This is a genomic window from uncultured Photobacterium sp., from assembly GCF_947502415.1.
Taxonomy (GTDB): domain Bacteria; phylum Pseudomonadota; class Gammaproteobacteria; order Enterobacterales; family Vibrionaceae; genus Photobacterium.
Map to the genome: position 1 here is coordinate 1 of NZ_CANMZV010000031.1, position 15,183 is coordinate 15,183.

Genomic DNA, 15,183 nt, shown 5'->3' on the forward strand with positions numbered 1-15,183 from the left:
AAAAATGAAGCCTATTCTAAAAAAGCAACCTCTCTGGAAGCCTTGTAAAATAAGGGCTCTTCATGATCTTGCCCTGGAAATCCCATAATGCATATCGATGATGTGCAATTGTACTACAATAGAACAGTATTTTGCTTTCATGTGTACGTTATTGTGAGAGAAAACGAATGATTACCAAAATATTTGTTTAATTAACAAACAAAAATCATTACAACGAATATGAGTGAGGAAGGAATAGTAATGAAATGAAATTCGATTTGAATTCTTTGATTAATAAAAAAGGCCTCAAGCTAAAAGCTTAAGGCCCTTATTCGGCGTTAAGAATCTTAATTCTTAAGATTATTCTGCATCTGCAGCTTCTTCGTTGGCTTTACGTTGAAGAGCCTTACGCTTATTGCGTTCAATCTGATTTTGAACAAACTCAGCAAGAGCCTTTTCTGCCCACTCAGTTGCTGCGGCTTCAGTTTCAAAGCCCATTTCACGTTTAGAAATGGTAGTGCGTCGCGCAGATACCTGACGAATAATTTCTGCAGCCCAACCGTTTCGTTTTTCTACAACGCGGTAATCGAATTTTTTGCCGTTTGCCATTTGATTTCCTAGGGATGACTAAAAGAAAGGAGCATATTCATCAGTTCCATTGCACTTGCTCCGAAAACGCTATCCCTTCGTAAGCCCGGTATTAGAGCACATAACCAGAGATATGTAGAGCAATAGTTCCATAACTAGGCCCGTTCAATCAATTACAGCTCAAGTTGCCAGCGTTTTAACGGCCATTCAGAATCAATACCTTCCCCCCAGCGGTCGATACTGTCAATCATCAAAATACGTTCAGGATTTGGAACCAAAAACTTAAGCTGCTTACTTGCGTACTTAGACGTCAAAACCCAAAGTGAGTCATCCTCACTAAGCAACTGAAGTAATGCCTGCTTATCGGCATTTGTCCATTCCAACTCCGGTTGAGTAAACCGGTCGACAACAAAAAGCTGATTGCCAAAAGCAAAATCTTCCAGCTCTTGTGAAAGTAACACCACTGAATCAACTTCAGCACCAAACAATGCCTTTTGTTGCGGATTTATTAGCTGGCGTACCGCTAGCATCAGCTGTTGTTGGTTTGCAGCTATCTGACTGGCTTGTTCCGGCCATATCCGTTGCAGATCAGCACTCACAATTGCGGCCATGCGAGTTAAGTTAGTCGGATTTAGCCAAGCATAGACAGTTATTGTTCCATCATCGAGCCTCAGGGCTGCTACCCCCCTGCGCTCTTGGTGAAATAGCCTGAGAGGCATCAATTTCAACAATCTGGATGTTGCCCTGACGTGCATGCACATACAATGGGTCCTGAGGCCAAATAGCTCCTAGCATAATAACAACTAAGGCGCTTCTCGCCGTTTTTGTCGTTAATTCCGCCCCCTTGCTATTAAACCAATTCAGCAAACGCTTTACACCATAACGCGTTGGCGACAGATCGACGTTCCTTTCGACAGCTCAGAGGGCAGCATATAAGTCACCGGTGTTGCTGTCAGTATGTCTTTTGCTTGTACCACTGAAGATGAAAATACAGAGCAACCGATTACCGTCACCCAAACAAGCTTCAACAAACTATTATTTGATCGGATTGTCATCTCTTTAAATCACCCTTTACGAACAATGCGAAAACTCGTGGCACACAAAAAGAACATAGCCGACAATAAGACAAAGCTACCCATGTTCTTGGTCAACAAACGAGCGGTTGCGCCAGGGATCAGCAAAAGTGCGCCAACTAGCACAGCCCCAACAATTTTGACTGACGCGATCGTCACCAGGGTGATCATCATGACAAATAGATAATCGTAATAGTTGGTAGCAAAACCACGCACTTTGGCAATATCCGGACTGATGTATGTGAGCAAAATGCGATTAAAGGTCCGGATCAACAACATTATTAATAGGCAACTCACAGCCAATATGAGTAAATCCTGATCGATTACTATCAAGATCAAACCAAATAATACATTTTCCAACATGTGAATATTGATTTTACGTGCCACATACATCAGCAATGCCGCCCCTACAGCTAACGCCTGAGCAATGAGCCCCACCACCAAGGTGTCATAAGGCACATTCGTTCGATTACGGACAAAATGAAGTAGCTACGTGAAAATCATACAGAAGCTAAATAAGCCAATCATCGGATTTTCCGGTGGCTCACCCAATGCAATACCGATCAATGCAGCATGACCAACCGCTTCGGAGAAAAAAGCCAACCTTTTGGCTATAACCAAAGTGCCGTGTCCACCAAGCAAAGGATCCAACAACAAGGCTGCAACTACCGCATTAACAACCATAAAGGCATAGAAAAAACTTTCACTCAACCACCCGGCGTCTACTCCGGATTGTGCCAGAGCTCGGATCATATCCATCATGCGACATCCTCCAGGTTCGTTCGTTATATCTGACTGCGTTACCGCGCTGTAATGATTGAAAAGACGCTCAATTTTTACCTTTTTTATTGCCAGGCCACTGGATTTGGATCTCTCCGGTAAACGGCGTCAAGCCACAAGGCTTCCAGTTCACTCACCAATGGTCATGTATCTTTTCCTTCAAATTCAAGGTTATCCTGATGAACATTGCGGATTTCCTCATGGGCCAAACGAAGCTCACCAGTCATTGCCAGCTCAGGTGATTTAAGCTCCTCAACAGATACCTAATGAACAGCCCGCTCATGTCCTTCCGAAGAAAGCTGGTGATAAGGCAAAAGAATGCCCACTACCAAAAGGAACATGGCAATGAAAAGCACAACCCACTTACCTTCTCTCCCGCCGTCATCCGAAATTACCGATTCAGTGATCATTTTCCTGAAATCTCGACAACATCCACTTCCACCGGACTTTCATGACCAGCATCGAATATCGGATAAAAATCGGTATTTGGTATATCAAACTCGGCAATTGAGCGTTTATCGGTTGTCGCTTTATCAATCAGGTTATCGTCGTAATCAAACATATCGACGTTATAATCAACCGCTGTACTTCCATCGCTATAACCCGCTTCACAAACTAGCTTTTCACCTTCAAACCAACAGCTCATCCCGCTCCGCCTTATTGGCTTTCATCCACTTCACCGTATCTCGACGACCAGCCTTATACTGGGTGTAGTAGGAAGGCGTGCCGTTAATGGCAACTTTATGAGTACCTTTTTCTTGGAAATAGAAATCAAACATTGAACGACGCTTCTCGCGGATCACAAAGTTTGGGCGTTCCTTGCGACCATCAGGCATCACAACCTGTGCAGTTTCACTACCAGCCGGTTTATCGAACACAAACGTACCGTGGGAAGCGGTTACATCGAAAGTCAGCCCGTCGCCCCCTTCTTTGGACACAGTAAAGTGCGAAGGTAATACCCAGCGAGGATGGGCATTCGCCGTTGCCGAAACCTCAATACCCGACGGTTTGCCTGAAACATCAACACATTGAGTAATAAACTCAATCAGCATCTGTTCATCCGGTACATAACACACGAACCCGATGCCATTAATTCATCAGTCAGCTGTAATTCCACCTCACTGACTGAGGGCAGGCTATTCACAAAAAGCTCAGGTCGATTAAGGGTGATGCCGGTAACTGAGAAAAACAGCACCACCAGTAACAAAGCCATTGAAATATAGATATGAAGGCGTCGCGCCCAAAGCTGAACAGCCTTCGTCTTTAGCAGCATGAGCAATTACATCAAAACCGTAGGAAATCTTATGCGCACAATTTAATTGATAATCGTTTGTATTGGTATTTGGTTTACATTGTTTACGTTTGGCGGGGTTATATGTCTACTGTACAGCAGGGATCAAAATCATCATTAAGCAGCATCGGCCAGTAACCACGCGGGTTAGCCAATACTCGGGTATTGTGAATGGTAATATCTGTGCTGCTGTGGATATGCCCGTGGAACCAGGCTGCGATGTCGTACCTTTCCATCAATTCTTCAAGATTACTGGCATAAGCAGCAGCAAGCGGTGGGATTTTATCATCAGGAAAGCATTTGGCACTTGGGGCATGGTGGGAAACAACAACGGTTTTACCCTTATAGCCGCTTTGTAATTCAGATTCTAAAAACTGCCGGCTCTGGTAATGAATTTCAAGTGCATCAATTGGTCTGAACATTGAGCCTCTCGCGTCCATATGAACCTTTCGGTGATCATTCATGCATTCCGCCGCCCGGTTCATTGCTTCCATAGGATTACCATCAAGCCGGTAGTCGGTATAGAGCGTTGCCCCCAGAAAGCGGATATGGTCGATTTCTATGGCTTCCTGCTCTAAAAAGTGAACATGCGTTCCTCGGGTCGCCGTTCGCCAGTTTTGATGGCATTTCTGCAAGATTGAACCATAAGGTTCATGATTTCCAGTCACGACAATTGTCTGCTTGCCCTTTGTCTCCGCCAGAACCCAGTCAATGTAATGACTCTCGCATCCGGTTCCTATATCCCCGGCAATGATGATCAGGTCAGCGTTTGTCTCCGGCAACGAAAAATCCCACGGGCTTGCCATAAATTCCAGGTGTAGATCTGATAAATACTGCACGAACATGATGGCTCTCCGAAGACGAGACAACAGAAAGCAGCCAACTGACTGCTTTCTGCTAATTACATTTGTTATTTAATGGCTTATATCATTATATACTCAGGTCAACAGCCACTAACTCGCAACCTGTGACTCACTGCACACACGCTTCTGCACATTCAGTGGCGCTGCCTCATAATGGCTGAGAGCCAGACTGAAACTGCCTTCTCCACCTGTAATTGCGCGTAAACGCTGCGAAAAATCCTGCAACTCATTAAGTGGTGCCTTCGCCTGTACAGAGGTAAAGTTATTTTGCGTTACGCCTGTACCAATAATGATCCCGCGACTACCGGCTAGATCACCGGTAACATCACCCACGGCCGGTGTTGGTATCATCAGCGACAGTTCCGCTATGGGCTCTAAAACAATCGGATTAGCATTAGTCACCGCATTCAGGAAAGCCTTCTTACCCGCAATAACAAAAGCAATTTCCTTCGAGTCAACCGAGTGGTATTTACCATCATAAACGGTAACTTCGATATCCCTGATTGGATTACCGGAAATCGCCCCTTCATCCAAGGCCTGCCGGATCCCCTTTTCAACAGCAGGGAGCAATGCGGTAGGAATGGTTCCCCCCACCACTTTATTCACGAAAGAAAAACCCGAGCCAGGCTCCAACGGGCGTACCCTGAGCTGTACCTCACCAAACTGTCCGGCTCCACCACTCTGTTTTTTATGGCGGTAGTGCCCTTCTGCCGGCTGAGTGATCGTTTCGTAGTATTCTATGCTTGGTTGAGAGGCCTCCACATTCAACTTATACACCGACTCCATCTTTTCCATCGCAATCTTCAAATGGAACTCACCCTGCCCGCTTAGTAAAGTTTCGTTGGTGCGAGTGCGATGCTCTAACCGTAATGTCGGATCTTCAGCCGTTATTTTTTGCAGAGTTTCAGAAAGCTTCTGTTCATCCCCACGCTTTGTTGGCTGAATTGCCAGGCTGTACATGGGCGGCGGGAACGTCAGCGTACGCATCGTGATGCCATCTTCATCATGGGAATCATGAATCACCGAATCAAAATAAAGGTCATCCACTTTGGCCAGGACACATAAATCCCCGGCTTTGGCACGACTTATCTCAATGCGCTTTTTCCCCTGCAACTGGTACAGGTGACCAACTTTAAATGCTTTATTACTTTCACCAATATACAACTGGCTACCGGCATTTATTTCACCTTGGAAAACGCGAATATAGGCAAGTTTACCGAGATACGGATCAACACTCACCTTATAGACATGGGCTACGCTATGGTCTAGCCGCTCACAATTCACTTTTATCTGCTTTCCATCTTTCTCCAGCATAGGCGAATTGCCTTCTTCCGGCAGGGGCATAATTTCAGCCAAAGTTCGCAGCAGCAAATCAACCCCGGCTCCGGTTTCGGCAGAAACAAAACAAATAGGAATAACATGTCCGGTACGCAGTGCTTCTTCAAACGGGTCATGCAGTTGATGCGGCGATAACGCCGAGCCTTGCTCGAGATATAACTCCATCAAGACTTCATCAACCTCTATGATTTGATCAATCAATCGCTCATGCGAAATTGCAACACTGTCAAATAGTGACGATTTGTCATAATCAGGCTCAAAGTAGCAATCTATAACACTGTTGCCATCTTCTGACGGCAAGTTAATCGGTAAACAGCTCTGGCCAAAATGAGACGTCACTTCGGCGATAAATTCACCTAATTGATGGGAATTGAGGTCCAGCTTATTGATAATGATCATCTGACATTTTTGCTGCTCTTTTGAAAAATCAAGCAGACGATCTGAGACTTGGTTTAGCGGGGTATTAGCGTCGAGCACCAAAGCGGAGGTTTCAACCGCTGGGAAAACACTTAATGATCGCCCAAGAAGCTCAGGAAGCCCTGGGGTATCAATAAGGTTCATTCGATGATTGTGCCAGGTTAAGGCTACAGGCGTTGCTTCGATACTGTGCTGATACTGAATCGATTGGGGGTCGAAATCAGTAACCGTATCTCCCTGCTGTACACAGCCCAAATGAGTCGTTGCCTGAGACTCATACAAAAGACGTTCAATTAACGTCGTTTTACCAACTCCGCTCTGACCAATAAATCCAACGTTTCGTATTTCATTAACAGACATAAATGCCCCCTGGAAAAAGAAAGACGAGTAGTGACACATTTTTCATTGTGTTAACTGGCGGCTTGGCCGCCCTGTCGTCTTCCAAGTCATTTTCCGTATGGGGATATCCATAATCGTTCCATTTAGTGACCAGTTACTTAAAGCTTAACTGCACTTCCTGTATCTGCTGTGATTTTCTTCATAATAATCAACCTGTATTCTCAATTAATAAAAATTGCCGCGGCTGCCGAAGTAAAACAGCTAGTACCTTTCCACTTCTCACGGCGTTATGAAAACCAGGCTAAAAAGTTGTACCAAGAGATCGAAGAAGCCTTTCCCCAAGTGCTGCGATGCGGCTTAGTACTCGACAAAGTTTAAAAACAAAAAAACGAGAGTATTCATCACTCTCGCTTTACTTTCACAGACCTCGGGGGCACAGCGCTGTTTGATGCTAACTCTGCATATTCCGAATTTGGCTCAAGTATTTAATCCAAGATTTTGCCGCTGCGGTTGGCTCTATATTGTTAGCTTGCTTAGCGTGAACAAGAGCCTGGTCAAAATCTTCAAGCTTGTAATAAGCCCGGGCTTTGGCAAGCTCTACATCAGCTTTACGGCTTTCCTGATCAACTCTGTCCAGTTCCGTTAATGCCTTTCGGTAATAACCTTCCTGAAGCAACAACTGCGCCAATGACCATCGATGCTTATTGTCCAGCTTAGCCGCCAGTCTCCAGACTGAAATAGCCTCATCCCACTCTTTGGCTATTTGCCAATACATCGCCTGGGATGAAACCAGCTCAGCATTTCTTTCAGCACCTTCCAACTCAGCATAGATTCGTGCAGCCCGTTCAGGGATCCCCCGCTGAGCATACAGCTGCGCCATTGTTTTTAAATCTTGCAGGCTCAACGCAACGCCCTGACGCTTAGCCAATGCCATGGTATCCAATGCATCCTTCGAACGTCCCAGTCGTAACTGGACACCCGCCATCTGCTGCCACCAGGTCGTTTTATCCGGCTCAAGCACTATCAGACGCTTAAGTGTCGATATTGCTCCCTTCCAATACTTAAGCTGAAGCTGTGCACCGAGCTTAATGCTCAAAGGGGCAACCTCCTCAAGCTTAGTCAGCGAGTCATAAATAGAAATGGCAGACAACACTGATTTCCACTCACTCAGCTGGTAATGAGACTGGGCTATTCGCAGCCAAAGTTCATCAGCCTTCTGCCCTTTGGGAAAATTTTTGGACAATTGGTAATAGTGAGGCAACGCCTGCTTGAACTGTTCATCAGAAAGCAAAAGATCAGCCAGCATTCTTTGCGTTACCCAGGCTTGTTCATCCTCTAATAAGCCGCTTTTTACCGCATCAGATAAATTTGCTATCGCCTTATCAATATTACCCTGCTGCCAGTAAAATACACCCAACATACGTTTAACGAATGCCTGATCATAAGCCTTAGACGGAGTAAGCCCTGCCAGTAAGACGATCGCCTCATCCAGCTTATCTTCTTGTTGCAGGTTATGCGCTCGCTGAACCTTACCGGCCGTATACTGGGAAAGTTCAGCATGAACAGGCCCGGCCACAAAGACCAGAGCCAGAATAAATGCAAGTTTCTTGATCATTGATTTATCTTAAACTCCAGTCTGACAGTCTGGCCAACCTGAGCGATTGCCTTACCATCGACAACTTTAGGCTGATATTTCCATTTCCGTAAGGCGCGGATAGCTTCCCTGTTAAATAAACGGCGAGGTTTTGCCTCAAGCACAGAAATATCTCTAGGGCGGCCTGTTTTATCTATCGTGAATGACAGCAAAACATAACCTTCAACTTTCTGCTTCTTCGCACGGGCAGGATAGCGAGGCTCAACCCTATACAACGGCATCGCCTGCTGATTAGCACCGAAATCAGAAAACTGCGGAGCGTTAATCGCCAAACCAGAAATTGTGGTATCAAGAGACAAACTAGGCATACTTGGTGCGACGGCGGTATTAACCGTCTGCGATGAAGCCGGTACCGCTTCCGGCGGAGGCTCCGGCATATCCGGCTTTTCAGGTACAGTCCGCTGACGACGCTGCACTTCCTGCTCCTGCTCGACCATTACCATATCAAAGGCCAGAAACTGCTTCTCTGACGGCGCACGTTGCTGGCCGTTATCGACCATCCAGGCCATGAAAGTAAACAAACCTAGTGCCATTGCCAATGCGACAGGCAAAGCAATAAGTAACCTCAGCATCAGTGTTTCTCCGCTGCCAGGGCAATCTTTTTCACACCAGCCCCTTTAGCGGCATCCATCACTTTGACAACTGTACCGTTGTAAGCATGTTCATCGGCTTGGATCACTAGCGACGCTTCCGGCTGATCCAGAACTAAATGCTCAAGTGTGGCCTGAACACGTTCAACATCGACAACCCGTTTATCAATGTAGATGTCATTAGCAGACGTAATGGCGATAAAAATACCGGCATCTTTTTGACTAACCACATTACTGGCCTGTGGGCGGTTTACCTCGACCCCAGATTCACGAACAAACGAGCTGGTCACAATAAAGAAGATCAGCATGATAAATACGATATCTAACATGGACGTCAGATCTACCTGAGCTTCTTCACGAGCAGAAGACGGACGACTCAATCGCATCACTGGCTCCTTAATAATTTTTCTAACTTGAGTTCACGTAAATGACAGGCTTTAGAAAGGCGAGCGTGAACAAACATACCAGCCAACGCAGCCACCATACCGGCCATTGTGGGTAGGGTGGCCAGGGAGATACCCGAAGCCATCAGACGAGGCTGGCTACTTCCCTGCGTTGCCATTACATCGAAAACCGAAATCATGCCGGTCACGGTACCAAGCAAACCCAGCATCGGGCAGATAGCCACCAGCACTTTGATCAGGTTCAGATTTTGATTCAGAGCTATACGCGCTTCACTTAACCAACCGTCACGCCGTGCGTGGGCATACCATGACGTCTGTTCTCCCCTGTCCTGCCAGTTCGCTAGCCATTGCTGCTTCTGCTTGGGATAGGTAAAGGTCAGGTAAAGCACTCGCTCAACCACCAGCAGCCAGCAAACCACGACCACGGCAGCCAGCCACCACAGTACCTGACCCCCTTGGTTCATAAAGTGCTGAAGTGAATACCACCAGGACTCCAAACCCATAGCCTTGATGAACTGCACTTCAAATAAATGGGATTCCATTAGGCTGCGATTCCTGCTTTCTCGGCCTGCTCCGCAACCAAACTAATCCCCTGTTTTTCAAGGATATTACGGATGTTTTCTGCCTGAGTGCTTAATACATTATGCGCTAGTAACAGTGGCATAGCTGAAATCAGGCCCAGCACTGTTGTCACCAACGCCATTGAAATGCCTCCCGCCATCACGGTTGGATCTCCGTTACCGAACTGAGTGATCACCTGGAAGGTTTCGATCATGCCTGTCACCGTACCCAGAAGCCCCAGCATCGGCGCCAATGCAGCAAGCAATTTCAGCATTGACAGGCCTTTTTCAAGCCCCTGCTGCTCATCGACAATCGTTTCCAGCAAACGAAGTTCTAACGCTTCCACTGAACGATTTTGCGCTCTGTTATAAACGCTCAACACGCGACCTAGCGGATTATTCCCCGGCTGAGTTGGTTTTTTCAGCTGTGACTTTATCTGCTGGTGAATTACCATTAACTTGGCACCGCGGAACAATGCAATGACAACACCGATAACCAACAGGCCGAGGATGATTTTACCGACAACACCACCATGCTCGATACGATCCTGAAGCTCGGGAGAGTTGGCCAGCTGCTCAAGCATCACACCACGGGAAGGGTCGACAACAGCAGCCTGCAGCCCCGACAGAGCCAGCTCATTAAGGCCAGAATAAGACGGTCCGTTTTCCGGCTGCTTCAAATACAGTTTGGCTACATTACGCTTCCCATCCCATGAAAGGTAACCCTTCTCACCAATCAAACCCATGCTACCCAAGCGATAAGCGTTAAGATCTGACTGGTAACCCTCACCGTTAATAAAAGGTACAGTTACCTCGCGAAGCTCTGCGCTCGCCGAGATCTGATCATTCATAGCTTGCCATAGGCCATTCAACTGGATCATTGACGGCAAGGCCTTAGCGTCTACGATCTGATCAACAACGGCTCTGTACTCGGTTCGATCCACACCTGTTACCGAAAAAGCCATTTCTGAATCCAGCTCTTTGGCAGCCTGGCGCACCACCCCAAACAGCTCACCAAGGCTGCCGGTTTCCAAGCGAAGCTGCTCTTCAAGCTTCGCCAGCTGGTTTTCGTTCTTGCTAAATCTCTTGCTTAGCTGCTCAGTATCTCGCTGAAGACGGTTACGCTCAGTAACCAAGGCATTACGCTGAGCCTTAATTTCTTTTTCTGTCAGTTTGAAGCGTGCCTCGCGGTCCACATTATGAGCCTGCTGAACTTGCTGCTCCTGCTTCGTTTTATTAAGCAGTGACGGATTGGCAGACACGACTAAAGGCAGGCTGAGTAAACAAAGTGCGACTGCTAACGTTTTGATTTTCATATTACTTGCTCTCCACGTTAACAGATACCGGAAGGGATATCAGGCTTGGAGCAGCTTGTTTCGAAGCAATAGCGAATGCTTTATCGATACCTTTAGCAAAGGAAGTATCAAGTCCCTGCCAGCTCGACTGGGTATCATTCCAGGCCCAATAGTGCTTGCCATCAAGGCTTCGAGCAACGAGTGAAATCCGCCCCAAATAAAGCAAATCAGCTTCGATATTCTCTTGTTCAGAAAGAGCGACTTTACCTTGATAAATCCCAAGCTTGGTACCGTAGTCCATCTCAATCTGATAAGCCTCAAGGATACGACGGTACTTTTCAGCATCACTGACATCGGCCTGCCCCATCATCACCTCAAGCTTGGCAATTCTTGCCAGACGTTGCTCATAACGAACCGGCTTGTCGCTGGCAACAATGGTTCTCAACCCATCAATCATATTGTACATAAGCGGAACAACACCCTGACGTGTCTCGCTGATCCCACGGATCTGCGATTTAAGACTGCCTGCTTCTGCGTTTTGGCTATCAACCAAACGAGCAAGATGATCACGATACACGGTCAGATTTTTGATCTCTTCCTGAAGCTGCTCAATCTCAGCCGAAATTGACAATGTAGCTTCAGCACTCTTATCAATTTTCTTTTGAGTGTAAGCCGAAGCCGCATTGATTTTACTTTCAATTGAACGCGCTTGCTCGAGACTATCGGCATTGGCTCCTGTTGCTAAAGCCGCCATCATCAATGCTACGCTGGTTTTTCTTAGGTTCATTTTACAAAAAACACCCTGAAAGAATTTACAAGAACAAAAATTTCACTTTTGAATCAGATAGATAAAAAAACAAACAACTCTTCTGTAACGGCAAAGAACACCAAATGAAAGCAAGTATCATTTACAATCAAGATTTAGAAAAGTAAAAAAGGGAAGACTACACGTCCCTTACATTTGCTAAATGATTAGTAACGTAGTTGTAACGTCGCCATATAATTACGGCCTTCACCAATAATGGTTTTAGTCTGGCTACCACCCGCTAAATAATCGGTATCAAATAGGTTTTCAACGTTAAGACGTATGATAACATCCAAGTTTTGATCGTACTTAATCGTATGGACAACACCGGCATCAACGCGTGTATAAGCATCTTTCTTATACGTATTCGCAGTATCACCGTAACGATCGCCAACATAAATAACGCCAAGATTAGCATCCGCATTGTCAGTTACAGGGTAACGAGAGCAGATACTTGCAGACAACTCAGGCACGTCCGCCGGTCGCTTACCATCTTTAGATGCCTCAGTCGAATCAACGATCTCCGCATCAAGGTAAGTTACTGAACTGTTTAAGGCTAATTTTTCAGTCACATAACCAGATGCACTCAACTCAGCTCCACGGTGAACCTGTTCACCCCACCTGCGTTGTAATTGTCTCTTTCCCCGGCACATTATTGTGCGTTTCTTCACTGGTTTCATGTCGGTCAAAACGTACACCGGCCAGAGCCTGCCATTGATTATTAAATGTGATCATGTCTTGCAGGTAGATACCATACGAATCACGCTCTGACGGATTTTTAGCCTCGCCGTTGCTAAAGTGCAGGTTGGCAGGCTTATCCATTGGCTGGCCAACGGTTGCAGTAAATTTTTTCAGGTACTGACTCTGCTTTTTATAGTAGTAACCTAGCCAGTTCGCACCAACCAGCATTTGATGATCAACACCCAGCGCATCGAATTCACCGACAAAATCAATATACGCGGTGTCAAACTGCCAATTGTCCAAACAGTCGTAACCATTGTAAGTGAACGAGCCATCAGCAGCATTGAAAGTTTCCGGCTTTGAGAAGCTCTCGATATCACGGCGCTCAAAATCCTGATGGTTATAGCCTGCTGCTAAACGCCAGCTATCGGTAAGTTGCACGTTTATATCCAGACCGGTATTTTCAACATCATTTTCAATGTTTGACCACTACCCAGGTCAAAACCACGTTTCACGGTTCCGACCTTTGCCACCTTCCGAGATACTTGCATCGTTCTTTAGGACTTCACCAAAAGTACTGGCGCGCTGCTCGTCGATAAGCTGCTCATCAATAACTGTAACTTGTCCCGGGATTTCTAACTGAGTCGCCTCAATACGCATAGCTGTTGTATTCATATCTGCTTTGTAACCATAGTCACGAGCAGTAACAACCATGTGATCATCAACATTTGTTGCCTGAGAATGAGTTTGAGCATGAACAACTGGTGCTGCCAGGGTCGCGCCAATCAATAAAGCCAACTGACTTTTGGAAAACATATTCCGTTATCTCCTTGATGAATGAGTGACTTAACCCCTTCTTTTTTTTAATTATCAAGAGGCTCAACAAGTACCCACATGCGCCTTTATGCCGCGACTGCTTAAATCGGACGCGGAATATAAGTGACAGGCTTGTCGCAGCTAAAATCGCTACATTCGTGATATTTATTCAATTGAACGCTATAATGCCGCTGATTTTATTGATATAAACGGTATAAGAAGTGACAGAAGTAAACTTGGACGAAGTACGTCGCCAACTGACAGAATTAAACTACAAGGCAGATAAAATCCGCATTATAACGGTATCGGCGATGGATGATGAGCTGCTAGAAAGCTGCACCTCCGCTGAAAATGAGTGCTTCTATAACAGCTATATGAATGTGATTTATGGCAAAGGTGAGCGTTACGTTCTAGGTTACCGCTGTGAAGATCCAATCATTGATCACGCAATTATCCGCAAGGGCGATCAGTACTTCGACCCTACCCTACAGGCAGAAGGTGATTTTAAATCTTACCAATATGCCGTACTAACTGAGTTTACAGTCTTCGATATGATGAAGCATGCTAAATCAAACAAGGACTTCCCGCCTGATGTTGATTACATCCTAAGCAAAGCAAGCAAGTTCAAAAACGTTATCGACGTTGAGAAAATGCGTAAATAGGCATTACGGTAATTGCATCAGCCTGCTTTTGGATTCTCTTGTATCCTCCAACAAGCAGGCCTGATCTCCTCTCTTTTTATATTTTTCTCTTTACACACAGATTTATTAACTAACGAGCCGGACGGAGCAACAGTTTGATCCTCAGCCCACCCTCAAGTCGGTTAGCTGCGCTGACATGCCCCTTCATTAAGGCCATCGACTCCTTAACAATGGCCACCCCAAAACCGTAACCACCTGACTGTTTATCCCTTGCCATTTCCAAACGGGTAAAAGGTGCAAAAATTTGTCGCAAATGCGGCTCCGGAATACCACACCCATCGTCTTCACCAGCTCTACCAAACCTTGAGCATTACTCAGGGCTACAGAAATAGATGCCTTCTCTCCAGCATATTTCATTGCATTCCCCAGTAGGTTCTTCACCACGCGAAGTAACAAACAATTATCAGCTTCGCGCTCAAGCCTATCCAGCAGGTGCTGACTTTCTTCCGGTATCCGACAACGTAATAAATGCAGAGCGAGATTATGGCGCGCCTGCGGTGTTTTCAGCTCATGGGAAACATCCCGGATGATATTGATGGGGAAACTGGATCACTAGCTTGTGGCCGCTACGAAGCGGTATGGCAATAATTGGTTGATTTACCCGATTCTCAAAGGTCGTATCCAGTTGGCGCATAAACTGCAGCTTAAATTCAAAATGCGGGTGCATTTGCTGGCCACTGAGCGTGTTCTGTTCATTATCCAACACGAACAGATAATAATCCTGCCCCCTTTCCCAGTCTGCCAGATCATCCATATCCCCCTCTTTAATCATTACTTCAGCCTGCGCCGCAAGGTCGAGCATTTCTTGCTGGATCTTCTCCGGAACATGAAGCAGTACCCTGACCAGAGCAACCTCAGCAATATTTTGCAAAATAAGGATTAATAACAAAATGACGGCAAAATAGGAAAACAAGCGGAATGCAAGTCCACCACGGTCGCCCAAAAAGAACAGATCTCGCAGATTAAAAGGGCGAATCGATCTCATTCAGTTTATCAATGCGCAAAAAAG

At 45.9% G+C, this 15,183-nt stretch carries 11 protein-coding genes and 7 pseudogenes; 1 reads left to right on the forward strand and 17 read right to left on the reverse strand.

What is annotated here, in order from left to right:
* Positions 1–369: 369 nt before the first annotated feature.
* The 16 genes and pseudogenes from Q0852_RS21485 to Q0852_RS21560 all read right to left on the reverse strand — a co-directional run.
* Positions 370–588 (reverse strand): annotated as a pseudogene (locus Q0852_RS21485) (DUF3622 domain-containing protein); the annotation flags it as partial.
* Positions 589–740: 152 nt separating this feature from the next.
* A pseudogene (locus Q0852_RS21490) lies at positions 741–1,622 on the reverse strand (ABC transporter substrate-binding protein).
* Between the two features lie 9 nt (positions 1,623–1,631).
* Positions 1,632–2,399, reverse strand: a pseudogene (locus tag Q0852_RS21495) (metal ABC transporter permease).
* Positions 2,400–2,683: 284 nt separating this feature from the next.
* A complete protein-coding gene (locus tag Q0852_RS21500) occupies positions 2,684–2,830 on the reverse strand; it encodes a hypothetical protein (RefSeq protein WP_299021983.1) in 147 nt (48 codons plus the stop codon).
* Positions 2,827–3,066 (reverse strand): annotated as a pseudogene (locus tag Q0852_RS21505) (hypothetical protein); the annotation flags it as partial. The pseudogene Q0852_RS21505 and the gene Q0852_RS21500, both read right to left, overlap by 4 nt.
* Positions 3,056–3,472: pseudogene (locus tag Q0852_RS21510) on the reverse strand (DUF4198 domain-containing protein); the annotation flags it as partial. The pseudogenes Q0852_RS21510 and Q0852_RS21505, both read right to left, overlap by 11 nt.
* Positions 3,466–3,693, reverse strand: coding sequence for a PepSY-associated TM helix domain-containing protein (locus Q0852_RS21515; RefSeq protein ID WP_299021986.1), 228 nt, complete (start codon positions 3,691–3,693; stop codon positions 3,466–3,468). The gene Q0852_RS21515 and the pseudogene Q0852_RS21510, both read right to left, overlap by 7 nt.
* A gap of 98 nt (positions 3,694–3,791) precedes the next feature.
* A complete protein-coding gene (locus Q0852_RS21520) occupies positions 3,792–4,556 on the reverse strand; it encodes a metallophosphoesterase (RefSeq protein ID WP_299021988.1) in 765 nt (254 codons plus the stop codon).
* Between the two features lie 108 nt (positions 4,557–4,664).
* On the reverse strand, positions 4,665–6,689 hold the full coding sequence (gene fusA / locus Q0852_RS21525) for an elongation factor G (RefSeq protein ID WP_299021990.1): 2,025 nt from the start codon (positions 6,687–6,689) through the stop codon (positions 4,665–4,667).
* A 430-nt stretch (positions 6,690–7,119) separates the two neighbouring features.
* Positions 7,120–8,283 carry a hypothetical protein gene (locus tag Q0852_RS21530; RefSeq protein WP_299021993.1) on the reverse strand — a complete coding sequence of 388 codons (1,164 nt, stop codon included), beginning with the start codon at positions 8,281–8,283 and terminating at the stop codon, positions 7,120–7,122.
* On the reverse strand, positions 8,280–8,894 hold the full coding sequence (locus Q0852_RS21535; protein WP_299021996.1) for an energy transducer TonB: 615 nt from the start codon (positions 8,892–8,894) through the stop codon (positions 8,280–8,282). Before Q0852_RS21535 ends, Q0852_RS21530 begins: the two co-directional genes overlap by 4 nt.
* Complete coding sequence (locus Q0852_RS21540) at positions 8,894–9,298, reverse strand: biopolymer transporter ExbD (RefSeq protein ID WP_299021999.1); 405 nt, start codon at positions 9,296–9,298, stop codon at positions 8,894–8,896. The genes Q0852_RS21535 and Q0852_RS21540 overlap by 1 nt, the downstream gene beginning before the upstream one ends.
* Positions 9,298–9,819 (reverse strand): MotA/TolQ/ExbB proton channel family protein, encoded by a 522-nt coding sequence (locus Q0852_RS21545; protein WP_299022065.1) that lies wholly within the window; start codon positions 9,817–9,819, stop codon positions 9,298–9,300. The genes Q0852_RS21540 and Q0852_RS21545 overlap by 1 nt, the downstream gene beginning before the upstream one ends.
* A 38-nt stretch (positions 9,820–9,857) precedes the next feature.
* Positions 9,858–11,192: a MotA/TolQ/ExbB proton channel family protein gene (locus Q0852_RS21550; RefSeq protein WP_299022002.1), complete on the reverse strand. Its 1,335-nt coding sequence runs from the start codon at positions 11,190–11,192 to the stop codon at positions 9,858–9,860.
* Between the two features lies 1 nt (position 11,193).
* Positions 11,194–11,958, reverse strand: coding sequence for a DUF3450 domain-containing protein (locus Q0852_RS21555; RefSeq protein ID WP_299022005.1), 765 nt, complete (start codon positions 11,956–11,958; stop codon positions 11,194–11,196).
* A gap of 185 nt (positions 11,959–12,143) precedes the next feature.
* Positions 12,144–13,473, reverse strand: a pseudogene (locus Q0852_RS21560) (TonB-dependent receptor).
* Between the two features lie 221 nt (positions 13,474–13,694).
* Here Q0852_RS21560 and Q0852_RS21565 point away from each other — a divergent pair.
* Positions 13,695–14,135, forward strand: coding sequence for a hypothetical protein (locus Q0852_RS21565; protein WP_299022008.1), 441 nt, complete (start codon positions 13,695–13,697; stop codon positions 14,133–14,135).
* 109 nt (positions 14,136–14,244) lie between these two features.
* Here Q0852_RS21565 and Q0852_RS21570 read toward each other — a convergent pair.
* A pseudogene (locus Q0852_RS21570) lies at positions 14,245–15,159 on the reverse strand (histidine kinase sensor domain-containing protein).
* Positions 15,160–15,183 lie beyond the last annotated feature (24 nt).